General features: G+C 70.9%; 23 protein-coding genes. 18 read left to right on the top strand and 5 right to left on the bottom strand.

Features of this window, described 5'->3' with window-relative positions; translation table 11 throughout:
- The 5 genes from ABZ845_RS16980 to ABZ845_RS17000 form a co-directional block, all read left to right on the top strand.
- A partial coding sequence (locus ABZ845_RS16980; RefSeq protein ID WP_360979581.1) for an Rne/Rng family ribonuclease occupies positions 1-3,649 on the top strand: 3,649 nt, incomplete at its 5' end.
- Positions 3,650-3,889: 240 nt separating this feature from the next.
- Positions 3,890-4,210 carry a 50S ribosomal protein L21 gene (rplU, locus tag ABZ845_RS16985; RefSeq protein ID WP_004931419.1) on the top strand — a complete coding sequence of 107 codons (321 nt, stop codon included), beginning with the start codon at positions 3,890-3,892 and terminating at the stop codon, positions 4,208-4,210.
- Between the two features lie 14 nt (positions 4,211-4,224).
- Positions 4,225-4,479 carry a 50S ribosomal protein L27 gene (gene rpmA / locus ABZ845_RS16990; RefSeq protein ID WP_360979588.1) on the top strand — a complete coding sequence of 85 codons (255 nt, stop codon included), beginning with the start codon at positions 4,225-4,227 and terminating at the stop codon, positions 4,477-4,479.
- 161 nt (positions 4,480-4,640) lie between these two features.
- Complete coding sequence (obgE, locus tag ABZ845_RS16995; RefSeq protein ID WP_360979591.1) at positions 4,641-6,086, top strand: GTPase ObgE; 1,446 nt, start codon at positions 4,641-4,643, stop codon at positions 6,084-6,086.
- A 243-nt stretch (positions 6,087-6,329) separates the two neighbouring features.
- Positions 6,330-7,208, top strand: a complete 879-nt coding sequence (locus ABZ845_RS17000; protein WP_360979594.1) for an MBL fold metallo-hydrolase — start codon at positions 6,330-6,332, stop codon at positions 7,206-7,208.
- Between the two features lie 99 nt (positions 7,209-7,307).
- Here the strand turns inward: ABZ845_RS17000 and ABZ845_RS17005 are convergent, their stop codons facing one another.
- The gene (locus tag ABZ845_RS17005; RefSeq protein WP_360979597.1) at positions 7,308-9,539 is read right to left on the bottom strand and encodes a CDP-glycerol glycerophosphotransferase family protein; all 2,232 of its coding nucleotides are present in this window, start codon (positions 9,537-9,539) and stop codon (positions 7,308-7,310) included.
- Between the two features lie 327 nt (positions 9,540-9,866).
- Between ABZ845_RS17005 and galE the strand changes: the two genes are divergently transcribed.
- From galE to ABZ845_RS17035, 6 genes are all read left to right on the top strand, one after another.
- Positions 9,867-10,838, top strand: a complete 972-nt coding sequence (gene galE, locus ABZ845_RS17010) for a UDP-glucose 4-epimerase GalE (protein WP_360979890.1) — start codon at positions 9,867-9,869, stop codon at positions 10,836-10,838.
- A gap of 135 nt (positions 10,839-10,973) precedes the next feature.
- On the top strand, positions 10,974-12,101 hold the full coding sequence (gene proB / locus ABZ845_RS17015; RefSeq protein WP_360979600.1) for a glutamate 5-kinase: 1,128 nt from the start codon (positions 10,974-10,976) through the stop codon (positions 12,099-12,101).
- A 307-nt stretch (positions 12,102-12,408) separates the two neighbouring features.
- Positions 12,409-12,897 carry a hypothetical protein gene (locus tag ABZ845_RS17020; RefSeq protein WP_360979603.1) on the top strand — a complete coding sequence of 163 codons (489 nt, stop codon included), beginning with the start codon at positions 12,409-12,411 and terminating at the stop codon, positions 12,895-12,897.
- Positions 12,898-13,007: 110 nt separating this feature from the next.
- Positions 13,008-14,294, top strand: coding sequence for a glutamate-5-semialdehyde dehydrogenase (locus tag ABZ845_RS17025; RefSeq protein WP_360979606.1), 1,287 nt, complete (start codon positions 13,008-13,010; stop codon positions 14,292-14,294).
- Positions 14,295-14,484: 190 nt separating this feature from the next.
- Complete coding sequence (locus tag ABZ845_RS17030) at positions 14,485-15,132, top strand: hypothetical protein (protein ID WP_360979609.1); 648 nt, start codon at positions 14,485-14,487, stop codon at positions 15,130-15,132.
- Positions 15,133-15,254: 122 nt separating this feature from the next.
- Positions 15,255-16,316 (top strand): hypothetical protein, encoded by a 1,062-nt coding sequence (locus ABZ845_RS17035; protein WP_360979612.1) that lies wholly within the window; start codon positions 15,255-15,257, stop codon positions 16,314-16,316.
- A gap of 347 nt (positions 16,317-16,663) precedes the next feature.
- On the opposite strand, the gene ABZ845_RS17040 is transcribed toward ABZ845_RS17035, so the two are convergent.
- The 3 genes from ABZ845_RS17040 to ABZ845_RS17050 are packed head-to-tail and all read right to left on the bottom strand — an operon-like array spanning position 16,664 to position 18,449.
- A complete protein-coding gene (locus ABZ845_RS17040) occupies positions 16,664-16,951 on the bottom strand; it encodes a S24/S26 family peptidase (RefSeq protein WP_360979615.1) in 288 nt (95 codons plus the stop codon).
- Complete coding sequence (locus tag ABZ845_RS17045; protein ID WP_360979893.1) at positions 16,948-17,379, bottom strand: ATP-binding cassette domain-containing protein; 432 nt, start codon at positions 17,377-17,379, stop codon at positions 16,948-16,950. The genes ABZ845_RS17040 and ABZ845_RS17045 overlap by 4 nt, the downstream gene beginning before the upstream one ends.
- On the bottom strand, positions 17,328-18,449 hold the full coding sequence (locus tag ABZ845_RS17050; protein WP_360979617.1) for an ATP-binding cassette domain-containing protein: 1,122 nt from the start codon (positions 18,447-18,449) through the stop codon (positions 17,328-17,330). The genes ABZ845_RS17045 and ABZ845_RS17050 overlap by 52 nt, the downstream gene beginning before the upstream one ends.
- Here ABZ845_RS17050 and ABZ845_RS17055 point away from each other — a divergent pair.
- Positions 18,448-18,768: a hypothetical protein gene (locus ABZ845_RS17055; RefSeq protein ID WP_360979620.1), complete on the top strand. Its 321-nt coding sequence runs from the start codon at positions 18,448-18,450 to the stop codon at positions 18,766-18,768. The genes ABZ845_RS17050 and ABZ845_RS17055 overlap by 2 nt on opposite strands.
- Before the next feature lie 329 nt (positions 18,769-19,097).
- Here the strand turns inward: ABZ845_RS17055 and ABZ845_RS17060 are convergent, their stop codons facing one another.
- A complete protein-coding gene (locus ABZ845_RS17060; protein ID WP_360979623.1) occupies positions 19,098-20,240 on the bottom strand; it encodes a M48 family metallopeptidase in 1,143 nt (380 codons plus the stop codon).
- Positions 20,241-20,347: 107 nt separating this feature from the next.
- On the opposite strand from ABZ845_RS17060, the gene ABZ845_RS17065 reads away from it, so the two are divergent.
- The 6 genes from ABZ845_RS17065 to ABZ845_RS17090 all read left to right on the top strand — a co-directional run bounded on the left by ABZ845_RS17065 (position 20,348) and on the right by ABZ845_RS17090 (position 24,553).
- A complete protein-coding gene (locus tag ABZ845_RS17065; protein ID WP_360979626.1) occupies positions 20,348-20,506 on the top strand; it encodes a hypothetical protein in 159 nt (52 codons plus the stop codon).
- Between the two features lie 136 nt (positions 20,507-20,642).
- Positions 20,643-20,798: a hypothetical protein gene (locus ABZ845_RS17070; RefSeq protein WP_360979629.1), complete on the top strand. Its 156-nt coding sequence runs from the start codon at positions 20,643-20,645 to the stop codon at positions 20,796-20,798.
- An 82-nt stretch (positions 20,799-20,880) separates the two neighbouring features.
- Positions 20,881-21,531: a nicotinate-nucleotide adenylyltransferase gene (gene nadD, locus ABZ845_RS17075; RefSeq protein ID WP_360979632.1), complete on the top strand. Its 651-nt coding sequence runs from the start codon at positions 20,881-20,883 to the stop codon at positions 21,529-21,531.
- A gap of 16 nt (positions 21,532-21,547) precedes the next feature.
- Positions 21,548-23,278, top strand: a complete 1,731-nt coding sequence (locus tag ABZ845_RS17080) for an LCP family protein (protein ID WP_360979635.1) — start codon at positions 21,548-21,550, stop codon at positions 23,276-23,278.
- Positions 23,279-23,429: 151 nt separating this feature from the next.
- On the top strand, positions 23,430-23,888 hold the full coding sequence (gene rsfS / locus ABZ845_RS17085; protein ID WP_360979637.1) for a ribosome silencing factor: 459 nt from the start codon (positions 23,430-23,432) through the stop codon (positions 23,886-23,888).
- Entirely contained in the window at positions 23,885-24,553 is a 669-nt protein-coding gene (locus tag ABZ845_RS17090) for a histidine phosphatase family protein (protein WP_360979640.1), read from the top strand. The genes rsfS and ABZ845_RS17090 overlap by 4 nt, the downstream gene beginning before the upstream one ends.
- Positions 24,554-24,628: the final 75 nt, after the last annotated feature.

Below are 24,628 nucleotides of genomic sequence, written 5' to 3' on the forward strand. Positions count from 1 at the left end.
GGTGGCCGAGCCGGTTGCCGAGGAGGTCGCGCCGAAGGGTCGTACGCGGCGTCGTGCCACCCGTCGGGTGACCTCGCCCTCCGGTGCGCCCGAGGCTGTGGCGGAGGCTGCCGAGGTCGTGGTCCCGGTCGCTTCCGGTGAGCCGGAGGCCGGGCCCGAGGCGCCGGTGGCCGAGCCGGTTGCCGAGGAGGTCGCGCCGAAGGGTCGTACGCGGCGTCGTGCCACCCGTCGGGTGACCTCGCCCTCCGGTGCGCCCGAGGCCGCCGAGGCCCCGTCTGCCGCCACGCCCGCCGAGAGCCCGGTGAGCGCCGAGGCCGAGCCTGCCGCCGCCGAGCCCGCCGAGCCCGCCGAGCCCGCCGAGCCCGCCGAGCCCGCCGAGCCCGCCGAGGCCGGGCCTGCCGCGGCCGAGGAGGCGTCCGCCCCCCGCCGCTCCCGCCGCCGCGCCACCCGCCAGGTGACCGCGCCCGCCGCCGAGGCCGTGGCGGAGGAGCCCGTGGCCGCCGCCCCTCAGGCCGAGGAAGCCCCGGCACCGGACGCCCCGGCCGAGGAGCCGGTCGCCGAGGACTCCGGCGCACGCCGCACCCGCCGCCGCGCCGCCCGCAAGGCCGCCGTCGGCTTCTCCGAGCCCGCGCGCGCGGGCGCCGACGAGCCGGGCGAGGCCGCGCGCCGTCCCGGGCGGCCCAGCGTCCCCGTGTTCCAGGCGCCGGTGTTCACCGAGCCGATGTTCCAGACGCCCGAGCGGGCCGCCGCAGCCGCTGCCGCCGAGGCCGCGGAGCTGCGGGAGGAGACCCCGCAGGCCACGGAGGAGGAGGCCGCCGCGCCGCGCCGCCGCCGTCGCCGCAGGGCCGGTGACGAGGAGCCCGTGGCCGTGACGCCCGAGACCACCGACGAGGTGGAGGAGGCCGAGGAGCCGGAGGAGTCCGCCGAGGGCGAGGAGGGCGAGGAGCCGGGTTCGCGCCGTCGCCGTCGCCGCGGTGGCCGTCGCCGTCGCCGTGGTGAGTCCGCCGAGGGCGAGGAGGCCGACGAGCTCGCCGCTGAGCAGGCCGAGCAGGACGCCGAGGACACCGCCGAGCAGATCGAGGAGGACGCCGAGGACGCGTCCGCCGAGCACGACGAGGACGGCGGTTCCTCCAGCAGCCGTCGCCGTCGTCGCCGTCGCCGCCGGGCCGGTGAAGCCGCCGCCGACACCGAGCCGTCCTCGGACGACCCCGAGCGCACGGTCGTCAAGGTCCGCGAGCCCCGCAAGAAGGACGAGCGGTCCGGTGACGCCGCCGACGAGGTCCAGTCCATCAAGGGCTCGACCCGTCTGGAGGCCAAGAAGCAGCGCCGCCGCGAGGGGCGCGAGCAGGGCCGCCGCCGTGTTCCGATCATCACCGAGGCAGAGTTCCTCGCCCGGCGTGAGGCCGTCGAGCGGGTGATGGTCGTCCGCCAGAGCGGCGAGCGCACCCAGATCGGCGTCCTGGAGGACGGCGTGCTCGTCGAGCACTACGTCAACAAGGAGCAGGCGACCTCGTACGTCGGCAACGTCTACCTGGGCAAGGTGCAGAACGTCCTGCCGTCGATGGAGGCCGCCTTCATCGACATCGGCAAGGGCCGCAACGCGGTCCTGTACGCCGGTGAGGTCAACTTCGAGGCGCTGGGAATGGCCAACGGCCCGCGCCGCATCGAGTCCGCCCTGAAGTCCGGCCAGTCCGTCCTCGTCCAGGTGACGAAGGACCCGATCGGCCACAAGGGCGCGCGTCTGACCAGCCAGGTCTCCCTGCCCGGCCGTTACCTGGTCTATGTGCCCGAGGGCTCGATGACCGGTATCAGCCGTAAGCTGCCCGACACCGAGCGTGCCCGGCTGAAGACCATCCTCAAGAAGATCGTCCCCGAGGACGCGGGTGTCATCGTGCGTACCGCGGCGGAGGGCGCGAGCGAGGACGAGCTGCGCCGGGACGTCGAGCGGCTCCAGGCGCAGTGGGAGGACATCCAGAAGAAGTCGAAGAGCGGCAACGCGCCTGCGCTGCTCTACGGCGAGCCGGACATGACCGTCCGGGTCGTGCGCGACATCTTCAACGAGGACTTCTCCAAGGTCATCGTCAGCGGTGACGACGCATGGCAGACCATCCACGGATACGTCTCCCATGTCGCCCCGGACCTGGCCGAACGCCTCCAGCGGTGGACCAGCGAGGTCGACGTCTTCGCCACGTACCGGATCGACGAGCAGCTCGCCAAGGCGCTGGACCGCAAGGTCTGGCTGCCGAGCGGCGGTTCGCTGGTGATCGACCGCACCGAGGCGATGGTCGTCGTCGACGTCAACACCGGCAAGTTCACCGGTCAGGGCGGCAACCTCGAGGAGACCGTCACCAGGAACAACCTGGAGGCGGCCGAGGAGATCGTGCGCCAGCTGCGGCTGCGCGACCTCGGCGGCATCATCGTCATCGACTTCATCGACATGGTGCTGGAGTCCAACCGGGACCTGGTGCTGCGGCGCCTGCTGGAGTGCCTGGGCCGGGACCGTACGAAGCATCAGGTCGCCGAGGTGACGTCGCTGGGTCTCGTCCAGATGACCCGCAAGCGCGTCGGACAGGGCCTGCTGGAGTCGTTCTCCGAGACCTGCGTCCACTGCAACGGGCGCGGTGTGATCGTGCACATGGACCAGGCGTCCGTCTCCGCCGGTGGCGGCAAGCGCCGCAAGCGCGGCCGTGGTGGCGCCGAGCACGAGCACGAGGCGTACGAGGCCGTGGCCGCCGTGGCCGCCGAGGTCGAGGAGGCCGCAGAGGCCGCCCCCGCCGTCGCGGCGAGCGAGCCGGAGACCGTGGCCGAGGTCGCCGCCGAGGCCGCCGCACCCGTCGCGCTTCCCGAGCCGGCGTTCGAGCCCGACGAGGAGCTGTACAGCAGCGTCGCCGAGGCCGAGGCCGCCGCCTCCCGGGGCCGTTCGCGTCGCCGCGCCACCCGGAGGGCGTCGGCCCCCGCGGGTGCTCCGCGCACCGAGGAGCGCGCTCCGAAGTCCCGTACGGACGAGCGTGCCCCGAAGTCCCGTACGGAGGCGGAGGCCGAGCCGGTGGCCGCCGAGGACCCGGTCGTCGAGGCTCCGCCCGCGCGTGCCGAGGAGGACACCGCGCCCAAGGGCCGTACGCGCCGTCGTGCGACCCGCAAGGTGTCGGCGCCGGCCGGTTCGCCCGCCGAGGCCGTGGTGACGGTGTCCGAGGCCGCGCCCGAGCAGCCCGCCGAGCCCGAGCCTCAGGCCGAGGCCCCGGTGGAGCCCGTGGCGGAGCAGCCCGTGGAGGCACCGGCCCGTACGCGCCGCCGCGCCGTGCGCAAGGCCACCGCGCCGACCTCCTCCGAGGACGCGGCCATCACGGTCGTGCCGGCGGCCGAGGCCGAGCAGCCTGCCGAGGCCACGGCCGAAGCGACCGCTGAGACCGAGGCGCCGGGCGAGGCCGAGGCGTCGGCGCCCGCGAAGAAGGCGGCCCGTAAGACCGCCAAGAAGGCGACGGCGAAGAAGGCCGCCACCAAGAAGACCGCTGCCAAGAAGACGGCCGCGGCCAAGAAGACGACGGCCAAGAAGGCGGCGAAGACCGCCAAGACGGCCGCCGCCGCCAAGACGACGGCGAAGAAGGCAGCGGTCTCCGCGACCGCTGTGTCCGCCGCCGACGAGGCCTGATCGTCCTGATCGCACTGTGCGGCCGGTCCGAGTGACCGGCCGCACAGGCGCGGGGCCCGGTCCGGTTTGACCCTCTCGGCCACCGCCCCGTAACCTTGACCGTCGGCGTGTTCACACCTATTGGCACGCCGCATCCCCGTAAACCTCTTCCTTCGGAGCACAGGGTGTTCCGGAGAGGCCGCCCGCATGCCGGGTGGCTGGACTGCGGGGTTCCGTTCCGAGCGAGAGAGTGAGATCCGCGTGTACGCCATCGTGCGCAGCGGTGGTCGCCAGCACAAGGTTGCTGTCGGCGACATCGTTGAGGTTGACAAGATTTCCACCGCCAAGGTTGGCGACACGGTCGAGCTCTCGACCCTGCTCGTTGTCGACGGCGACGCCGTGACCAGCGACCCGTGGGTTCTGGCCGGCATCAAGGTCCAGGCCGAGGTCGTGGACCACCACAAGGGCCAGAAGATCGACATTCTGCGCTACAAGAACAAGACCGGTTACCGTCGTCGTCAGGGCCACCGCCAGCAGTACACGGCGATCAAGGTCACTGAGATCCCCGCGGCTGCGAAGTAAGGGACTGAGAACAGATGGCACACAAGAAGGGCGCATCGTCCACCCGGAACGGTCGCGACTCCAATGCCCAGCGGCTCGGCGTGAAGCGCTTCGGCGGTCAGGTCGTGAACGCGGGTGAGATCCTGGTCCGCCAGCGCGGTACCCACTTCCACCCGGGTTCGGGTGTCGGCCGCGGCGGCGACGACACGCTGTTCGCGCTGCAGGCCGGTGCGGTGGAGTTCGGCTCCCACCGTGGCCGCAAGGTCGTGAACATCGTTCCGGTCGCCTGACCCGAGCGTTTCACCGACTTCGCGAGCAATCGCGAGCATCTTCGCGCGAGGCGGACCTCACTTCCCGGTCGGGAAGGCGGGTCCGCCTTTCGCTTGTTGAACAGCATGAAATTCCCGTCCCCAGCCGCCCGGCCGGGGGGACCTGCAGGAGGCACTGAATCATGACCACCTTCGTGGACCGCGTCGAACTCCACGTCGCCGCGGGTAACGGAGGCCACGGCTGTGCCTCCGTCCATCGCGAGAAGTTCAAGCCGCTCGGCGGCCCCGACGGGGGCAACGGCGGACGCGGCGGCGATGTGATCCTGACCGTCGACCAGTCGGTCACCACGCTTCTCGAGTACCACCACTCCCCGCACCGCAAGGCCACCAACGGCAAGCCCGGCGAGGGCGGCTTCCGGGCCGGCAAGGAGGGCCAGGACCTGGTCCTGACGGTGCCGGACGGCACGGTCGTGCTCGACAAGGCGGGCAATGTGCTGGCCGACCTGGTCGGGCACGGGACGTCGTACATCGCCGCCCAGGGCGGCCGTGGGGGCCTCGGCAACGCGGCGCTGGCCTCCGCCCGCCGCAAGGCGCCCGGCTTCGCGCTGCTCGGCGAGCCCGGTGACCTCCAGGACATCGTGCTGGAGCTGAAGACGGTCGCGGACGTGGCCCTCGTCGGCTACCCGAGCGCGGGCAAGTCCTCCCTGATCTCCGTGCTGTCCGCCGCCAAGCCGAAGATCGCCGACTATCCGTTCACCACCCTCGTCCCCAACCTCGGCGTGGTCACCGCGGGCTCGACCGTGTTCACCATCGCCGACGTCCCCGGGCTCATCCCGGGCGCCAGCCAGGGCAAGGGGCTGGGCCTGGAGTTCCTGCGCCATGTCGAGCGGTGCAGCGTCCTCGTGCACGTACTGGACACGGCCACACTGGAGTCCGAGCGCGACCCCGTCTCCGACCTCGACATCATCGAGGAGGAGCTGCGGCAGTACGGCGGGCTCGACAACCGCCCGCGGATCGTCGTCCTCAACAAGATCGACGTACCGGACGGCAAGGACCTGGCCGAGATGGTGCGGCCCGACCTGGAGGCGCGCGGATATCGCGTCTTCGAGGTGTCCGCGGTGGCCCACCTCGGGCTGAAGGAACTGTCGTTCGCCCTCGCGGACCTGGTCGGCAGGGCGCGCGCCGCCAAGCCGCAGGAGGAGGCCACCCGGATCGTCATCAGGCCCAAGGCCGTGGACGACGCGGGCTTCACGGTCACCCGCGAGGAGGTCGGCGGCGAGCCGCTGTTCCGCGTGCGCGGCGAGAAGCCCGAGCGGTGGGTGCGCCAGACCGACTTCAACAACGACGAGGCCGTCGGCTACCTCGCCGACCGGCTGAACCGCCTCGGTGTCGAGCAGCAGCTGATGAAGGCGGGCGCCCGGTCCGGTGACGGCGTGGCCATCGGCCCCGAGGACAACGCCGTCGTCTTCGACTGGGAGCCGACGGCGACGGCGGGCGCGGAGATGCTCGGCCGCCGAGGCGAGGACCACCGCTTCGAGGGCGTACGCCCCGCCGCGCAGCGCCGGCGCGACCGGCAGGCGGAACGGGACGAGTCGGACGCGGACTTCGACGACTTCGAGCCGTTCTGATTTCCGAGCTCTGCTGAAGGAGTGAGGGGGTGCTGTTCCGCGGCGGCACCCCCGTTCTCCGGTGATCCGTGTTCCACGGGGAGAGTGCAGGGGGAGTCATAAGGGCTTCGCACGCACGTGACGGGGCCGTGGTGTGACGGCGGTGCCGTGGAGGCGCCGTCGCCACGGCGGCGCGCAGGCGGCCGCCCGGACGAGATGTGCGCCGTGCCCGGCCCGCCAGGACGACGCACACGAGGAGATGCCGTGGGCACCCACACCTCGCTGATCGACTTCACCGCAGCGGCTCCCCGGCCCCGTGCGCTCGATGTCCGGTGGATCCATGGCTCACCGTCGGCAAAGCACAACACCGACCCGGACATCCAGGTCCACACCTACGACGAGCACACGTTCATTCTCCGGCAGAACATGGCGATCGACTACGAGGCGCCTTTCCTGTTCCTGCTGTTCGGCAACGAACGGGCGGTGCTGATCGACACCGGGGCCACCGCGTCCGCCGAGTTCTTCCCGCTTCGCCGGGTGGTCGACCAGCTCATGGAGTCCTGGCTCGCCCGTCACCCCCGGCACGGGTACCACCTGCTGGTGCTCCACACGCACCCGCACGGTGACCACATCGCGGGCGACGGCCAGTTCACCGGCCGTGCCGAAACCACGGTGATCGGCGCGGATCTGGCCACGGCCTGGCCGTACTTCGGATTCGCCGACCACCCCGATGCCGTGGCGCGGGTCGACCTGGGAGGCAGGTCGCTGGAGTGTCTGGCCACTCCGGGCCACCACGAAGCGGCGGTCGCCTTCTACGATCCCTGGACCGGGTTCCTGCTCACCGGCGACACGGTCTACCCCGGGCGGCTCTACATTCAGGACTGGCGGGCATTCACCCGGACGATGGACCGCCTGATCGACTTCTGCGACCACCGGACGGTCACCCATGTGCTCGGCTGCCACATCGAAATGACCCGGCAGCCGGGCGTGGACTACCCGATCCGCACCGTGTACCAGCCCGACGAGACCCCATTGCAGATGACCACGGGCCACTTGCGCGAGATCCGTGCGGCGCTGGACGAGATCGGCGGCCGGCCCGTCCGCCGTGCCTTCCCGCTCTTCATCCTGTGCCCCAGCGAGTGAGCGGCACGAACAGTTGCACGGGCCCGGAGGCCGCGGCTTCCGGGCCCGTGACGTCGTAGCCGTCCATGAAGGTGAGGAATTCCGCCTCCCGGACCAGGGTCAGGCCCGCGCGGCCGGCGCGAGCGCCTGGGCGGGGCTCGGCGCGTGGGGGCGTTCGGTGAACGGGATGAACGGCAGCGCGGTCTTCTCGCCGAGGAAGACCTGCCGCACCACGCGCTCGGCCGCGCGTCCGTCGTCGAACTCGCAGAAGCGCCGACGGAACGCCTCCCGACGCGTCGCCGCGTCGAGGCCCTCGTACTCGTTCGATTCGAGCAGCCCGATCAGCTCGGTCTGCGTGGTCGCCACCGCGCCCGGCGCCTGCTGAAGCAGGTCGAAGTAGGTGCCGCGCACCGCCGAGTAGATGTCCCAGTCTGGGGCGTAGACGACGATCGGCCGGTCCAGGACCGCGTAGTCGAACATCGCGGAGGAGTAGTCCGTGATCAGCGCGTCCGCGGCGAGGTACAGCTCCTCCACGCGCGTGTGCCCCGAGACATCCACGATGCGGCCGCTGCGGCGCAGTTCGGCGACGTGTGGCGAGCTGCCGTAGAAGTAGTGGCCCCGGATCAGCAGGGTCACATCGGGCCCCAGATCGTCGGCGAGGCGGGCGAGGTCGAGCGCCGGGGTGAAGCCGGGCTGGTACTCGCGGTGGGTGGGCATGTAGAGGAAGGCCCGGGTGCCGTCGGCGAGCCCGAGCGCGGCGCGCGCCTGCCGCACGTCCTCGGAGGTGGCGTTCACGAGGATGTCGTTGCGCGGGTAGCCGCTCTCCAGGGAGGTGTACGAGCACGGGTAGACACGCTCCCACACGGCGGTGGAGAACCGGTTGGAGCTGAGGCTGTAGTCCCAGCGGTCGCAGCGCTCCAGGAGCTTGCCGAAGTCCATGTCCGTGGAGGCAGGGTACTTGCGCTGGTCCAGGCCCATGGTCTTCAGGGGCGTGCCGTGGTGGGTCTGGAGGTGGATCTGGCCTTCGCGCTTGACGACGGCGTCGGCGAAGTTGACGTTGTTCACGAGGTACTTGGCGCGCGCGAGGGCGGCCCAGTACTCGCGCGAGCCCACGCGGACGCACTCCACGCCCTTCGGCACGCTGTCCACCGCGTCCGCGCGCACGGCCCACACCCGGCGGATGTGCGGGGCCAGACGCGCGAGTTCGGCGTCGATGGCCGCCGGGTTGCAGGAGACGCTGCGGCTCCAGTACGCGGAGAACAGCACCAGGTTCTCGTCCAGCGGCAGCTTCAGCTGGGACTGGTAGAAGACGCCCATGGCGCTGCGCTTGGACCGGTTGATCGCGGTGCGTGTACGGGTCTTGACGGCCTTGCGCAGCCGCACCGCCGCCGTGGCGCCGGCCATCGCGGCGTACGCGTCCCGCTCGAGCAGGGCGTACTTGTGGCCGCGGCCCCCGGCCGGCCGCTGGAAGTCCTTGGGGAGACGGGCGCGGTAGTCCTGGGCGGCGCGGTGGAAGAATTCCGCCCGCGCGGCCTGCGGCAGGCGGTCGGGACGCTCCAGCACCGTCAGGTAGTGGTCGGTCATCTTGCGGAACAGCGGCCCCTGCCAGCGCGCCAGTTCGGGACGGGCGCCGACGTAGTCGAAGACGCGGCGGTACTGGTCGAAGACGTCGAAGTGCTTGCGGCTGACGGTCTTGAGGATGTTGCCGCCCTCGCGCCGCTGCCGGTACATCACGCAGACCCGGTCCAGCAGGGCGATGCGCTCCGCGCTGATCATGGAGCAGAACGTCCAGGGCGCGTCCTCGTAGTACCCCGGAGGGAAGGCGAGGCCGTGGCGGGCGATGAAGTCCCGGCGGTAGGCCTTGTTCCAGACGATCTGGAGCAGTTCGAGCAGCTGGGGCCGGTCGGCCAGCGCGAAGACGTCCGGTCCGTCGGTCCCGAGGAGGTCCGCCCGCTGGTTGGGGCGGATACGGCCGTCCCAGTAGCCGCGGGCGTAGTCGTAGACGAGTATCTCGGGATCCCCGGTGGCGTCGAGGCGGTCGGCTATCGCCTTGAGCGCACCGTCTGTCAGAGTGTCATCACTGTCCAGGAACAGCACATAGTCGCCCTGGGCCTTCTCCAGCCCGGTATTGCGCGCCCGTCCGAGTCCCACGTTCTCCGTGAGGTGGATCACGTGGACGCGCGGGTCACGCTCCGCGTACTCGTCGAAGATCGCGCCCGAGGCATCCGGCGAGCAGTCGTCGACCGCGATGACTTCGAAGTCCGCGTAGTCCTGCCCGAGGATCGAGTCGAGACACTCGGCGAGGTAGCCCTGCACCTTGTAGGCCGGGACGACGAGGGAGAGTCGGGGCATGCTTACAACCTGTTCCGGGGACTGACCACGCGGGCGTGAACGGGCCGGAGCGTGCTCGGCCGGGGGCGGCAAAGCGGCGCGCCGCCGGACAAGCGTAAGGGATTCACTAGAAGTTTCCCCGTGCGAGGTGTGAAGTTGGTCAAAGGGTCGCCATGGTCGCGAAGTTCCGATCGGGCCGCCTGTAGCCCTTTTCCGTGTGTCCGGAGAACTTCCTCACAGTCGGCCTCGCCCGCGCGTTTTGCGGGTGTGCCCCATATGCCGGACTCGATTTTCGGCAGCGCATGGCAGAGTCTGCTGTCCAGTGACGAAAACCTGGGAGGCATGAGGATGAGCTGGCTGGTCACGGGTGGCGCCGGGTACATCGGAGCGCATGTGGTGCGTGCCATGGTCGAGGGCGGTGAGCAGGTGGTCGTGTACGACGACCTCTCGACGGGCAACGCGGACCGGCTGCCCTCCTCGGTGCCGCTGATCGTGGGCAGCGTGCTGGACAGGCCCCTCCTGGAGCAGGCGCTGCGCGACCATGGCGTGACCGGCGTGGTGCACATCGCGGCCAAGAAGCAGGTTGGGGAGTCGGTGGAGCGCCCGCTCTACTACTACCGGGAGAACGTCACCGGACTGCAGACCCTCCTGGAGGCGATGGAGGCCACCGGCGTCGGCCGGATCGTCTTCTCCTCGTCGGCCGCCGTCTACGGCATGCCCGATGTGGACCTCGTCACAGAGGACACCCCCTGTGTACCGATGAGCCCCTACGGCGAGACCAAGCTGGTCGGGGAGTGGCTGATCAACGCCGCCGCCCGGGCCCACGGGGTACGGGCCGCCTCCCTGCGCTACTTCAACGTGGCGGGAGCCGCCGCCCCGGAACTGGCCGACACCGGCGTCTTCAACCTCATCCCGATGGTGTTCGAGCGGCTCGAGGCAGGACAGGCCCCCCGGATCTTCGGCGACGACTACACCACGCCGGACGGCACCTGCGTACGCGACTACATCCACGTCCAGGACATCGCCTCCGCCCACCTGGCCGCCGCGCGGCGTCTCGCCGAGGCCCCGGAGGGCACCGCCCTCACCCTCAACATCGGGCGCGGCGAGGGCAGTTCGGTGCGGCAGATGGTGGACCGCATCCTCAAGGTCACCGGCAACGAGCAGGCCGCCCCCGAGGTGACCGGACGCCGCCCCGGCGACCCGGCCCGTGTGGTCGCCTCGGCGGACCGCATCCGCGCGGAACTGGGCTGGTCCGCCCGCCACGACCTGGACGAGATGATCGAGTCGGCCTGGCAGGGGTGGCGCCACCACCACGCCTGAGGCTGAGATCGCATGGACATGAGCCGGGTCTTTAAGGCCATGTGACGCCGCGCCCCTTCGCGTAGATTGCGCACCAGGCAGCCCGGCTACCGGCTGTCTGCTGTTGGTGAGCGCACGCGAAGGGGACGACCGCAGGTGTCAGGGGCAAGGAAGAGCGTCACGAAGGCACGCAGGGTCGTCGTCAAGGTGGGGTCCTCGTCGCTGACGACCGCGGCGGGAGGACTCGACGCCGACCGCGTCGACGCGCTGGTCGACGTCCTCGCCAAGGCCCGCAGCGGGGGAGAGCGGGAGATCGTCCTCGTCTCCTCCGGCGCCATCGCCGCCGGTCTCGCCCCGCTGGGCCTGCGCCGCCGCCCCAAGGACCTCGCCCGGCAGCAGGCCGCCGCCAGCGTCGGCCAGGGCCTCCTCGTGGCCCGCTACACCGCGTCCTTCGCACGTTACGGCGTACGCGTCGGGCAGGTGCTCCTGACCTCGGACGACACCAGCCGCCGCGCCCACCACCGCAACGCCTCCCGCACCCTCGACAAGCTGCTCGCGATGGGTGCCTTCCCGATCGTCAACGAGAACGACACCGTCGCCACGGACGAGATCCGTTTCGGCGACAACGACCGTCTCGCCGCCCTCGTCGCTCATCTGGTCCACGCGGACCTGCTGGTCCTGCTCTCCGACGTGGACGGTGTCTACGACGGAGACCCGAGCAAGCCCGGAACCTCCCGGATAGCGGAGGTCCGGCAGCCCGAGGACCTCGCGCATGTCGAGATCGGCAGCGCGGGCAAGGCCGGCGTCGGCACCGGCGGCATGGTGACCAAGGTCGAGGCGGCCCGGATCGCGGCGGCCGCGGGCATCCCCGTGGTGCTCACCTCCGCCGTTCACGCCGCCGACGCCCTCGCGGGCCGTGACACCGGCACGTACTTCCACACCACCGGCAAGCGCTCCGCGGGCCGGCTGCTGTGGCTCCAGCACGCCTCGACCCCCCAGGGCGCGCTCACGCTCGACGACGGGGCCGTGCGCGCGGTCGTCGAACGCCGCACGTCGCTGCTGCCCGCCGGCATCGCGGCGGTCGAGGGCGACTTCACCGCGGGCGACCCGGTCGAACTGCGCGACGGCGCGGGGCGGGCGGTGGCGCGCGGGCTCGTCAACTTCGACGCCAAGGAGATCCCCCAGCTGATCGGCCGCTCGACACGGGAACTGGCACGCGATCTGGGGCCCGCCTACGAACGCGAGGTCGTCCACCGGGACGACCTGGTCATCCTGCATCCATGACGCGCGGAAAGGGCCGCCCAGGCCGCTTCGCGGGGCCGCCCTGCGGCCGTCCGGCGGGAGACCTTCCGTAAAACCGCCCCATGAAGCGCTGCGGCCTGCTCCACTTTCTCTAGGGGATGTGGACCGGGGGACGTGTCCTCGGAAGAACGGGTCTCGGGGACATGTCCCGCACGCATACGGGGAGACATCCCGCATACATACAGCCACAGAGTCATACGTACAGCTACAGAGCCATACACACAGCTACAGAGTCATAGATAAAGCCATACAGCGTTCTGCGTGAGCGTTCTGCGTGAAGGAGGCCGTCGTGAGACGAGTGCGCCCTGGGGCGGCGGCGTTCCGCGGTCGCGGCACCTCAGGTGCCTCCCGCGACGGCGGTCTGCCCCGCACGGCAGGGGAGGAGCGTGCCCTGACCAGCGTCAGGGAGGGGGACCGGTACGAGGAGCCCGGCGACATGCCCCGGCTGTGGCACGTCACGCTCAGCGTCTCCGGGCAGGAGGCCCCGGTGGAGGAGGTGCGGCGGGCGCTGGAGCAGCTCGCCCACGACCACCCCTTCCTGCTGACCAGCCGCTACGCCGGCGACCACGCGGAGATCCGCTACTGGGAGGAGGCCCGCGACCTGCACGACGCCGCCGCGGTCGCGCTGCGCCTGTGGGGCGAGCACCGGCACAGTGCGGGGCTGCCGCCCTGGGAGATCGTCGGCCTGGAGGTCATCGACCGCGAGACGTACCACCAGCGGGTGGCCGAGGGATACGGCCCGCCGCGAGCGACCCCGGTGGGGGTCCACCCCTTCTGAGAGCGCCTTGGTCCGCGTGTGCCGCCCGGCCGGGACTTGTCCCGGTCACGGATGTCTCGTTCCCTGGGACGCGCCATGGAGGGGCCTTCCCGGCGCACTACCCTTCCTGCATGACCACGCTCTCGCCGTACGACTCCATGTCCCCGGTCACCCGGGCCGCCTACCGCGCCCAGGCCGCTGCCGCCGACCTCGCGCCGCTGCCGCGGGCCGAGAAGGACGACGCGCTGCTCGCCGTCGCGGACGCGCTGGAGGTCCGGGCGAGCGAGATCGTGGAGGCCAACGCCAAGGACATCGCCAAGGCGCGTGAGGCCGGCACCAGCGAGGCGATCATCGACCGGCTCACCCTCACGCCCGAGCGGATCAGGGCCATCGCCTCCGACGTCCGGGACGTCGCGGCCCTGCCCGACCCGGTGGGGGAGGTCGTGCGCGGCTCTACCCTCCCCAACGGCATCGACCTGCGTCAGGTCCGCGTACCCCTCGGCGTCGTCGGCATCATCTACGAGGCCAGGCCGAACGTGACCGTCGACGCCGCCGCGCTGTGCCTGAAGTCGGGGAACGCGGTGCTGCTGCGCGGCTCGTCATCCGCCTACGAGTCCAACACCGCCCTTGTACGGGTCCTGCGCGATGCCGTGGGCGGGGCTGGGCTGCCGGCCGACGCGGTGCAGCTCGTGCCCGGAGAGAGCCGTGAGTCGGTGCGCGAGCTGATGCGGGCCCGCGGCCTGGTCGACGTGCTCATCCCGCGCGGCGGCGCCTCGTTGATCCGCACGGTCGTGGAGGAGTCCACGGTCCCGGTGATCGAGACGGGCACCGGCAACTGCCACGTCTACGTCGACGCCGAGGCCGACATCGACATGGCCGTCGAGATCCTGATCAACTCCAAGGCCCAGCGTGTGAGCGTGTGCAACGCGGCCGAGACGCTCCTGGTCCACCAGGACATCGCGGCCGAGTTCCTGCCGCGAGCCCTGGACGCCCTCGCGGACGCCGGCGTCACCGTGCACGCCGACGAACGGGTGATGGAGTACGCCAAGGGCTCCCGGGCGACGGTGGTGGAGGCCACGCCGGAGGACTGGGACACGGAGTACCTGTCGTACGACATCGCCGCGGCGGTAGTGGACTCCCTGGACCGGGCCGTGCAGCACATCCGGCTGTGGAGCTCCGGTCACACCGAGGCGATCGTCACCACCTCCCAGCAGGCGGCCCGTCTGTTCACCCGACTGGTCGATTCGACCACGGTCGCCGTGAACGCGTCGACGCGCTTCACGGACGGCAGCCAGTTCGGCTTCGGCGCCGAGATCGGCATCTCCACTCAGAAACTGCACGCCAGGGGCCCGATGGGCCTGCCGGAGCTGACCAGCACGAAGTACATCGTGACCGGCGACGGGCACGTACGACGCTGAGCGGGCGCCCAGCGGGCGCCGAGCGGCGGCCGTGCAGGGCGGCCGCGTCCGGTGGTGCCGGCCGTGCCGCCTCGGTGGGTCATTCGCGGGCCTTCGTGGGGCGCTTCGGCGGACATCTCGGACGACTTCTCGGCGGGCGTCTCGGAAGGCGTCTCGATGTGCGGATGAATTTCCGTACCGTCTGCCCAAATTGACCCCCCAGGTCTACTCTGGATCCGTGCCGGAGGACGTGGGGGGCACGCCGTTTCACGACGGCCAGGAGCCCGACGACGACCGCGACCGCGGAGGTATGGACGAAGAGTTCGCCTCCGTGGTCTTCGACGAGGCCTTCGTACGGGCCGCCGTGGTCCACGAGCCGACGGCGGTGGAGAGACTCGTCGCCGCCGCGCAGGCCCGCGCCGAAGCCCAGGAGGCCGAGGCACGCCGGGCGCACGCCAGGGGCGCGCGAGGTGACGACGAGCGCTACGAGGACGGATTCGAGCCCGACGGGGACGATGAATTCGGCCACAGGCTCGGCTTCGGCGACCCGGACGACCTGGACGACGCGGACTTCGCGGATGAGCAGTACGGCGGGCCCGGCATGTACCGGGGATACGGAAAGGGTGCCCGCTGGCACCGTCCGGTCGCCTGGATGCTCGCCCTTGTCATGGGCATAGGCATGGTCGCGCTGGCGTTCACGGCCGTGTACCGGGGTGCGTCCTCGGGCCGCCAGGAGCAGATCCCGCCGCCCGCGACGACCGGGCTGGAGCAGGGCCAGGAGACGGGTACGAGCACGGGCCCCTCCGCCTCGGTGGAGTCCTCGCCCCCCGCGTTCTCAGCGGTGCCGCGGACGCCTTGAGCCCCGTGAAAGGACCCGCGCGCGAGGGTGTTGGACATCCGTGCGAGGTGCGGTGAGAACCTGTCAGAACTTGTCGTGTACCAGGGCGTTTAGCCGAGCTCCCGGAGACCTACCCTGAAAGTATGGGCAGGCCTGGAGACCCACCTGAGGGGACGCCCGAGGGTGCTCCCGGTGGCGGCGAGGACGAGTACCGATCCGTCGTGTTCGATGAGTCGTTCGTCCGGGCTGCCCGCCTCAGGGAGTATTCCGCGCAGGAGCGGATGGCGGACCACGCCCCGGCCGTACGCCGGCGCCCGGCACTCCACGGGGCACTGTCCCGGCAGGCGCTGATCCTGGTCCTGCTGCTGGCCATAGCCTTCGGCACCGCGATCTACATGGGAGTGCGCCACCCCTACCAGGAGCCCAGGGCACAGCCCGTCGAGCCGGTGCACATGACGGTGATACCCCTCGTCCCGCAGTCCGCAGTACCGGGCTCCACCGACGCCGAGGCGCTGTACGCGCACAGCCCCGCAGCCCAGTTCCGTGTGGGCGCCGAGGGCATAACCATGCCCGCCGTCCGGCGCACCGCGCACTTCTCCGACGGCCAGGTCGTCGCCGCCCTGACCACCGCGAAGGACTACATCGTCGAATCCTCGCTCGACCCCGCCGTGCTCACCGGCGGCGCCATGCGCCCGGTCCGGGTCCTGCTCGACTCCGGGCAGCTCGACCAGTTCGACCAGAGCTTCCTGCACCCGGCCGCGGACGGGCGGCACGCGCCCACCGGCTGGCTGGTCCGCTTCGACCCGTCCCGCGCGCAGCTCGCCGACCGTGGCATCCGTGTGCAGGGCACGCTTCAGGTGGCGGAGACCGGCTCCGACACCCTGGAGGTCACGGCCGACCACACCCTGGTGTACGCGCTGAAGCCGACCGGCGCGGACGCGAGGGCACGGACCTCGCTGTTCACCGTCCGCCGCGACCTGACCTTCCGCTTCGACCAGGACGACCTGCGCCTGCACCAGGCGCAGCTGGTCACCTCCTACCTCCAGGCGGGCCCGCTCACCTGCGCCGAGGACTCCGCGAACCACCTGCACCCCTTGCTCGCAGGCCAGACCCCCAAGCCGGGAGGCCCAGCCGCGACCGACCCCTATGCGGCAAGCACGGCCACGGCACTGTGCGGCACGTTGTCGACGCCCACACAGCCGTAGACAGGGACGCGCGGACTGCACAAACCCCGCAACGCACCCTCAGCCGACGACGCACCGGCAGGCGCGAGACAGGGGCGCGGGGAACTGCGCAAACCCCCAGCGCACCCGCAGGGGACAACGCACTCCCAGGCCACACCCCCCAGCGCGGAGCGCCCGTCACCCAGCCCCGCCCCCCCGGCGCCTCCGCGTCCCCCGACCTCCTCCGGGTCACCACCACACCGAGCAGCGACGCCGCGGGCACATACCCGAAGTGACGGGAGTCCTGCGTACGAACGGCGTCCCCCCGCACGACCAGGGACCCGAGCGGTACCACCCCACCCTCCGGCGCCCCGACCACCCCGCGCACCTCAGCCTGCACGGCATCCCCCGGCAGCGCGGAGACCCGCTTGACCAGCCAGTCCAGCCGGGCGTCCGCCCTCGCCGTACACCAGGGGGTTGCGGAAGACCACCGGGTCACCGACCCGCACGTGCGTGGTGCGGCGGACCAGCAGCCGGTCGCCGTCCGCGAAGGTGGGCGCCATGCTCGACCCGGTGACCCTGATGAGCGCGAAGCGAGACCGCAGCGCGCGCACGGCGACGAACAGCGCCCCCGCACCCACGGCCAGCGCCACACCGCTCCGCCCGGCTCCTGTCATCCGACCGCCCTTTCTTCCGTGACTCCGGCCCGCGCACCGGAGTCGACGCCGTCCGCAGCAGCCGCAGCAGCCGCAGCAGCCGCAGCAGCCGCAGAATCCGCAGCGTCCGCATAGCCCTCCGCCTGCAGACTGAACAGCCGCGCGTAGTGTCCGCCCAGGCCCATCAGTTCGGCATGGGAGCCGAGTTCGGCGATCCGGCCGTCCACAAGCACGGCGATGGAGTCCGCCTCGCGCAGCGCGGCGAGCCGGTGCGAGACCAGCAGCGCGGTCCGTCCCCGGCGGTGGTGGCCGAGGGCACGGTGCACCGCGTGCTCGGCCTCCGGATCCAGGCCCGAGCTGGGTTCGTCCAGGATCAGCAGATCGGCGTCGCCGCGCATCAAGGACCGGGCCAGAGCGACCCGCTGCCACTGCCCGCCGGAGAGGGTGATCCCGGGCGTACCGTCGTCCTCGTCGAGGTGGACCCGGCTGAGCTGGGTCTCGTACCCGTCGGGGGGATGAGAGTGCTCTTCCCGGCCCCGTTGCGGCCCACAAGACCCAGCGCGGCACCCGCGGGAACGGTCAGGTTCACCCCGCGCAGCACCCAGGGTCCTGACGGGTCGTAGCGGAACCAGACGTCCCGCAGCTCGATGCGCCCGGTGAGCGCTGGTGCGGGGCCCTCGCCCGTGGGCAGGTCGTCGGGTTCGTCGAGCAGATCGAGGTAGTGGCCGAAGAGCCGGGCGCCCTCGGCGGCCATTCCGGCCTGGAGCACGTTCCCGGTGAACGCCCCCTGCACCCCTGTGGCGGCGGCGATGAACAGCGCCATGTCGCCGACCGTGAACCTGCCATGGGCCGCGCCCACGACCACCACGACCGTACCGAGCCCCGCTACCACGGCGTTGAGCGCGGCGAAGCCCGCCTGTACCAGGGCGCCGCGCCGGGCCATCGCGAGCTGGGCCTCGGTGGCGTCGCTCAGTGCGCGGACCAGCCGCCCGTTCAGGAAGCCGCCGAGATCGAACAGGCGGATCTCCTTGGCGGCTCGGGGGTCGGTCAGCAGCGAGCCGTAGAACAGATGACGGCGCAGCCGGGCCGAACTCAGCTCCCAGACCACCACCTGACGGCGGGCCAACGAGAGCCGGGCCAGCAGCGCGGCGGCCCCGACGAGGAACAGCAGGCCCACCATCGGCGGCCAGACCGAGAGCAGGGCTCCGGTGAAACCGCTGATCGCTGCCACCGCGCGCACGGCCTCCTGCGTGAACATGGTGACGTTGTGCGGCGCGTCCTCCGATGCCTGCTGGGAGAGCCGCAGCCGGTCGTGGAAGGCGGGGTCCTCGAACCGCCTCAGCCCGCGGAACCGGTCGACCTTGGCGAACAGGGTGCGTTCGACTTTGACGATAAGACGGCGGCGGACCAACTCGTCGAGATAGGCCGCCAGTTGCAGCAGGAGAGCCAAGAGCGCCGGCTTCTCCGCCGTCACCACCGCAGGAGAACGGGTCAGCCGCGACAGCCTCGGCGAAACCATGCTCGGCTTTTTCACGCCGGGGTGCCAGGCGTGCAAGGAGCGGTTGCCGCTCTTCGTGGACCAGGCCCGCACCGTCACCCGCGAGACCGGTCGCAGTGTCCTCGCCATCGTGCACGGCACCGAGGAGGAGACCCGTGAGCAGGTAGCGGCCCTGTCCGAGGTCGCGCATGTGGTGGTCGAGCAGGGAGACGGGCCTTTGGGCGAGGCCTTCGACATCACCGGATATCCGGTCTTCGGCCTGATCGCGGCCGACGGCACCCTGGCCGCCACCACATTCGATCCGGCCCGCTTGCCGGCGCCCTCGAAGGTCGCCGTCTGACGAGGCTGCCCGCTGCCGAAGACCGGGGTCCGGCGCGGAATGGACGCCTCCACGGAAGGCCCCTTTTCACCTCGGTTTCATCGGGGCTGAATTCCGGATCCGCGTTCCGGGAGCGGAATTCCGGGATCCGAATTCCAGCAGCCTGATCCGACCCCCTGAAACCCCTGATCCAACCCTTGATCCAGGAACCGGGTACCGAGATCAGTGGCGACCTCATCGGCACCTCATCGGCCGCATGCCTGTGCCCGAATCCAGGAACTCGCCAGAACGCCCGGCGGGGATTTTCCCCGCCGGGCGTTCCGCGTGGACAGCTGGTGTGAGCCGTGCCGTCAGCCCTCGCTGTCGGGTTTGCCCTCGTCCGGTCGGCTGTCGGGTTTGCCCTCGTCCGGTCGGCTGTCGCGCGGCTCGTCCCGTGCGTCCTCGGGAGCGCTGCCGGAGAAACCGGCGAAGCCGCGCCGTACCCGGCCGCCGATGTCGCTCGCGCCGCCGGCGAGGTCGTTGACCAGCTTCATCAACGGGTCCTTGGAGTCCTTCACGTCGCTCGCGTAACTGGCTGCCGACTCCCGGAACGAGTCGGAGACCGAGGCGTCCTTGTCCCCGTCGCGCCGCGGGTAGTGACCGTCCATGATCCGCTGGTAGTCGCGCGTGGCGGCCCACTTCTTCAGCTCGGCGGCGCGGACCGTGGTGAAGGGGTGGCTGCGCGGCAGCAGGTTGAGGATCTTGAGCACCGAGTCACGGAGATCGCCCCCGGACTCGTACTCCTCCGCCTGCTCCAGGAACGCGTCCACGTTCATCTCGTGCAGGTGGTTACCGCCCGCGATCTTCATCAGCGCCCGCATCGAGGCGTGGAGGTCCTGCCCCACCAGCAGCCCGGCCCGGTCGGCGGACAGCTCCGACTTGCGGAACCACTCCCGCAGCGCGGTCACGATCGCCATGACCGCGAGGTTGCCCAGCGGAATCCAGGACACTCGTATCGCCAGATTGGTGAGGAACAGCAGGACGGTGCGGTACACCGCGTGCCCGGACAGCGCGTGGCCGACCTCGTGCCCGACGACGGCCCGCATCTCCTCCTCGTCCAGGAGTTCCACGAGCCCGGTCGTCACGACGATGATCGGCTCGTCGAGGCCGATGCACATCGCGTTCGGCTGCGGGTCCTGGGTGACGTACATCGGCGGGACCTTCTCCAGGTCCAGGATGTAGCAGGCGTCCCGCAGCATCGCGTTGAGGTGGGCGAACTGCGCGTCCGAGACCCGTACCGAGTCGGAGAGGAACAGCAGCCTCAGGCTGCGCTCGGGCAGCAGACCGCTGAGCGCCTTGAAGACCACGTCGAAGCCGCTCAGCTTGCGCAGGGCGACGAGGGCCGACCGGTCCGCGGGATGTTCGTACGTCCTCGAGGAGATCCCCGGGAAACGCCTGCGCTGCCTGCTCGGCACGCGCTCGTGATCGTTCTGCTCGTGGCCTATGTCGGACATGTGTTCCCCCATGTATCTGGTAGCCCACTCGATGTGCCCCCGAAGCGGGGTCCAGCCTAGGCGGAGATACGGTGACAGGGCAGCACACCCCCCTAAGGAGCGATCCCATGGAGCACACGTCCGCCGCCTGGCTCACCGAAGCAGCGATGGCCGCCCATAGGCAGGGCTCCGGCGACCTGCTCCGCGTCGTGCTGATCGTCATGTTCTTCGGCTGCATCCTGACCGCCTGGTTCCTGCTGAGGGGCTACAAGCGCAAGGACGAGTGACGCAGAACGGACCATGGTGCTGTCCGCACCGTGGCAAGACGCGGAAACGGCGGAGTCGACGCGATCCCCGTGCGGCCGCCCGCTTACGATGAGCCGACATCTTTATCCCGCCCACACCGGATAGGTTCTGCCGAAGATGAGCTTCCACAGCACCGCTGCCCAGTTGGCCACCCTCGCCGAGGGTGAAGGCGAACAACACGCGAGTCTCAGCCCGTACCTGACCGGCGGGTCGGCCCTCTTCATCCTCCTGTTGCTGCTGTGGATCACCACCCGCTTCAACCGCGACCGCTGAGCCCGGCGCAATGCCTGGTCCCGGCCGCCCAGAGGGGCCTGTCGGCCGGAGCCCGGCGGCCGGGCCGGTAGGGTCTGCAGGCATGGGAGAGCAGCACATGCCCACGGGTCCGGCGAAGGGCCCGGGAACCGGCCCCTCCAACCCGGGCAAACGCCGCCTGGGCGTCATGGGCGGGACGTTTGACCCGATTCACCACGGGCACCTCGTCGCGGCCAGCGAGGTCGCCGCGCAGTTCCACCTGGACGAGGTGGTGTTCGTCCCCACCGGGCAGCCGTGGCAGAAGACCGACCGCAAGGTGGCCCCGGCCGAGGACCGCTATCTGATGACGGTCATCGCGACCGCGGAGAACCCCCAGTTCTCGGTCAGCCGCATCGACATCGACCGCGGCGGTCCCACCTACACCACGGACACCCTGCGCGACCTCAAGGCCCTCAACCCGGACACCGACCTCTTCTTCATCACCGGTGCCGACGCCCTGGGCCAGATCCTCACCTGGCGCTACACGGACGAGTTGTTCTCCCTCGCGCACTTCATCGGCGTCACCCGCCCGGGCCATGTCCTGACCGACCCGGGTCTTCCGGAAGGCGGGGTCTCGCTCATCGAAGTTCCCGCGCTCGCCATCTCGTCCACGGACTGCCGTGCGAGGGTCGCCCAGGGCGATCCCGTCTGGTACCTGGTCCCGGACGGTGTGGTGCGCTACATCGACAAGCGGCAGCTGTACCGCGGCGAGTGAGCCGAGAGGGGCACCGGTGAACGACCGATACGACGGATACGCGGGAGGCGACCAGTACGAGCTCGTCGGCTATGACGAGTTCGGCCAGCCTGTGTACCGGCAGGTCCCCCCGCAGCAGCAGTTCCCACAGCAGCCCCCGCAGGGCTATGACCCCTACGGAACCCAGCAGCACCAGCAGGGCTACGGCTACGACCCGTACGCAGCCGCCCCGCAGGGGCCCCGGACGCCGTACGACACCGGTGCGCAGCAGCCCGTCGCCCCGTACGACCCCTACGACCCGTACGGATCCGGAACCGCCACCGGCGGCGGATACGACCCCTACGGCAGGACCGCGACCAGCGGTCAGCAGCCGCGCGTCGCCGAACAGACGGCCCACATCCCGCAACAGGCGGGCGGCGGCAGGGACCGCACCGCCGCCGGTGAGGACGAGGGCGGGCGGCCGGACGCCTCCGGGGCCCGCCAGCCGCGCGGCGACGGCGAGCACGGCAGCGAGCAGTTCGCCTTCACCGAGGAGGCCGACGGCGAGTCCGAAGACGTCATCGACTGGCTGAACTTCACCGAGAACCGCACGGAGCGCCGCGAGGAGGCCAGGCGCCGCGCCCGCAGCCGGATCACGGCCCTCGTCGTGGTTCTCGTCCTGGTGGCGGTGGGCGGTGTCGGCTACCTCTGGTACGCGGGCAAGCTTCCCGGGACCTCCTCGGGCGGCAAATCCGCGACGACCACCGCCACAGGCGCCCAGAACCGCGACGTGATCGTCGTTCATCTGCACAACACCAACGGTGGCGGCACCTCCACCGCGCTGCTCGTCGACAACACCACCACCAAGCAGGGCGCCACCGTCCTGCTGCCCAACTCCCTCGCGCTGACCACCGACGACGGCGACACGACCACGCTCGCCAAGTCCGTCTCCGACGACGGCTCCTCCGGGACCGGCGACGCCATCGACTCGGCGCTGGGCACCAAGATCGAGGGCACCTGGCGCCTGGACACCCCGTACCTGGAGAACCTCGTAGAGCTCGTCGGCAACGTCGACGTCACGACCAACGCCGACATCCCCGACCCCGACGCCAAGAAGAAGGGCTCCGCCCCGCTCGTGCACAAGGGGCAGGACCAGACCCTCAGCGGCAGGATGGCGGTCGCCTACGCCACGTACCGGGCCGCCGGTGAGTCCCAGGACGTCCAGCTGGAGCGGTTCGGCCAGGTCATGCAGGGCGTCCTGCGCAAGATCTCGTCGGACCCGCAGGCCGCGACGGTCACCGTGCAGACGCTCGCCCAGATCCTCGACCCCTCCCTGACGGACAAGGACCTCGGCGCCTTCCTCGCCAAGCTGGCCGACCACGCCAAGGCCGGTGACTACAAGACGGAACTGCTGCCGGTCGAGTCCAACGGCGCCGTCGGCCAGAAGGCCACCGACACCGTGGTCAAGCCCCTGCTGGGCGGCACCGTGAAGAGCCCGCCGGCCGGCAGCGCCGTCCGGGTCGGTCTCGAGAACGCCACCGGCTCCAAGACGACCGCCGAGCAGGCCCGTGTCTCCCTCGTCAACGGCGGCTACACCTTTATCGACTCCGGGAGCGGGGCCTCCCAGGCCGTGTCCCAGGTCGTCTACGCCGACGACGGCGACAAGCAGAATGCCGTCGAGGTCGCCAAGACCCTGGGCCTGCCTTCCGGCTCCGTGAAGAAGGGCAAGGTCACGACCGGCGCCAATGTCTCGGTCGTCCTCGGGCAGGACTACAGGACGAGCCGGTGACGGCGAGCCGGTGACGGCGAACAAGTGACGCAGAGTGGTGACGTGGGCCACACCCGGGGATGCCGGGGCGTGGCCCGCTAATCGCATGGGGTGCTGTCGGCTGCACGTGAGACCCTTGAGGTATCACTGACCGCCGACGGAAAGCCCTGTAGTGACCGCCACGGACCGTTCTCTCGAGCTCATCAACGCCGCTGCCCAGGCGGCAGCCGACAAGCTCGCACACGACATCATCGCCTACGACGTCAGCGACGTGCTGTCCATCACGGACGCCTTCCTGCTGGCATCCGCGCCCAACGACCGCCAGGTCAAGTCGATCGTCGACGAGATCGAGGAGCGGCTGAACAAGGAACTCGGCGCCAAGCCGGTGCGCCGCGAGGGCGACCGCGAGGCCCGCTGGGTGCTCCTGGACTACGTGGACATCGTGGTGCACGTCCAGCACAGCGAGGAGCGCGTCTTCTACGCCCTGGAGCGGCTGTGGAAGGACTGCCCCGAGCTGGAGCTGCCGGAGGACGCGAAGGCGACCCGGGGCAAGGCCGCGGAGCACGCCCGGCTGATGGCCGCCGAGGACGCCGCCGAGCTGAGCGCCGACCTGGGTGGGGAACTGCGGTGACGACCCGGGGCACCGGCACACAGGAGAGGGGCCGGGGCCGCCGGCTCATCCTGTGGAGGCACGGCCAGACGTCGTGGAACATGGAGCGCCGCTTCCAGGGTTCCACGGACGTCGAGCTGACCGAGACAGGGGTCGGCCAGGCCCGCCGCTCGGCCCGGCTTCTCGCCTCCCTCAAGCCGGATGCCATCGTGGCCTCGGATCTCAGGCGCGCCTCCGCCACGGCCGCCGAGCTGGCCGCGCTCACGGGTCTGGAGGTCACCCTCGACGAGGCCCTGCGGGAGACCTACGCGGGCGTCTGGCAGGGACTGACCCACGAGGAGATCATCGGCCGTTACGGCGAGGAGTACGCCGCCTGGAAGCGTGGCGAGCCCGTCCGCCGCGGAGGCGGCGAACTGGAGACCGAGGTCGCCGACCGCGCCGCCCCCGTGGTGTTGCGGCACGCCGAGAAGCTGCCCGAGGACGGCACCCTCGTCGTGGTCAGCCACGGCGGCACGATCCGCACCACCATCGGCCGGCTGCTCGGCCTTCAGCCGAGTGACTGGGAGAGCCTGGGCGGCCTCTCCAACTGCTGCTGGTCCGTCCTCGGGGAAGGCGTACGCGGCTGGCGTCTTCTGGAGCACAACGCGGGCACGCTGCCGGAACCGGTCCTCGGCGACGACGACTGACATCTCCTCACCAGGCGCCGGGACACGGATTTCACTTTCCGGCAGGTCACAGGCTAAAGTTCTTCTTGTTCGCCC

The sequence above is a fragment of the Streptomyces sp. NPDC047022 genome, assembly GCF_040644155.1.
GTDB lineage: Bacteria > Actinomycetota > Actinomycetes > Streptomycetales > Streptomycetaceae > Streptomyces.

Coding starts and splice junctions, on each gene's coding strand:
- nadD (WP_360979632.1), top strand. CDS start 20,881: ATGGGAGAGCAGCACATGCCCACGGGTCCGGCGAAGGGCCCGGGAACC.
- ABZ845_RS17060 (WP_360979623.1), bottom strand. CDS start 20,240: ATGTCCGACATAGGCCACGAGCAGAACGATCACGAGCGCGTGCCGAGC.
- ABZ845_RS17070 (WP_360979629.1), top strand. CDS start 20,643: ATGAGCTTCCACAGCACCGCTGCCCAGTTGGCCACCCTCGCCGAGGGT.
- ABZ845_RS17035 (WP_360979612.1), top strand. CDS start 15,255: ATGGGCAGGCCTGGAGACCCACCTGAGGGGACGCCCGAGGGTGCTCCC.
- obgE (WP_360979591.1), top strand. CDS start 4,641: ATGACCACCTTCGTGGACCGCGTCGAACTCCACGTCGCCGCGGGTAAC.
- rpmA (WP_360979588.1), top strand. CDS start 4,225: ATGGCACACAAGAAGGGCGCATCGTCCACCCGGAACGGTCGCGACTCC.
- ABZ845_RS17005 (WP_360979597.1), bottom strand. CDS start 9,539: ATGCCCCGACTCTCCCTCGTCGTCCCGGCCTACAAGGTGCAGGGCTAC.
- ABZ845_RS17025 (WP_360979606.1), top strand. CDS start 13,008: ATGACCACGCTCTCGCCGTACGACTCCATGTCCCCGGTCACCCGGGCC.
- ABZ845_RS17055 (WP_360979620.1), top strand. CDS start 18,448: ATGCTCGGCTTTTTCACGCCGGGGTGCCAGGCGTGCAAGGAGCGGTTG.
- ABZ845_RS17050 (WP_360979617.1), bottom strand. CDS start 18,449: ATGGTTTCGCCGAGGCTGTCGCGGCTGACCCGTTCTCCTGCGGTGGTG.
- ABZ845_RS17065 (WP_360979626.1), top strand. CDS start 20,348: ATGGAGCACACGTCCGCCGCCTGGCTCACCGAAGCAGCGATGGCCGCC.
- galE (WP_360979890.1), top strand. CDS start 9,867: ATGAGCTGGCTGGTCACGGGTGGCGCCGGGTACATCGGAGCGCATGTG.
- ABZ845_RS17040 (WP_360979615.1), bottom strand. CDS start 16,951: ATGACAGGAGCCGGGCGGAGCGGTGTGGCGCTGGCCGTGGGTGCGGGG.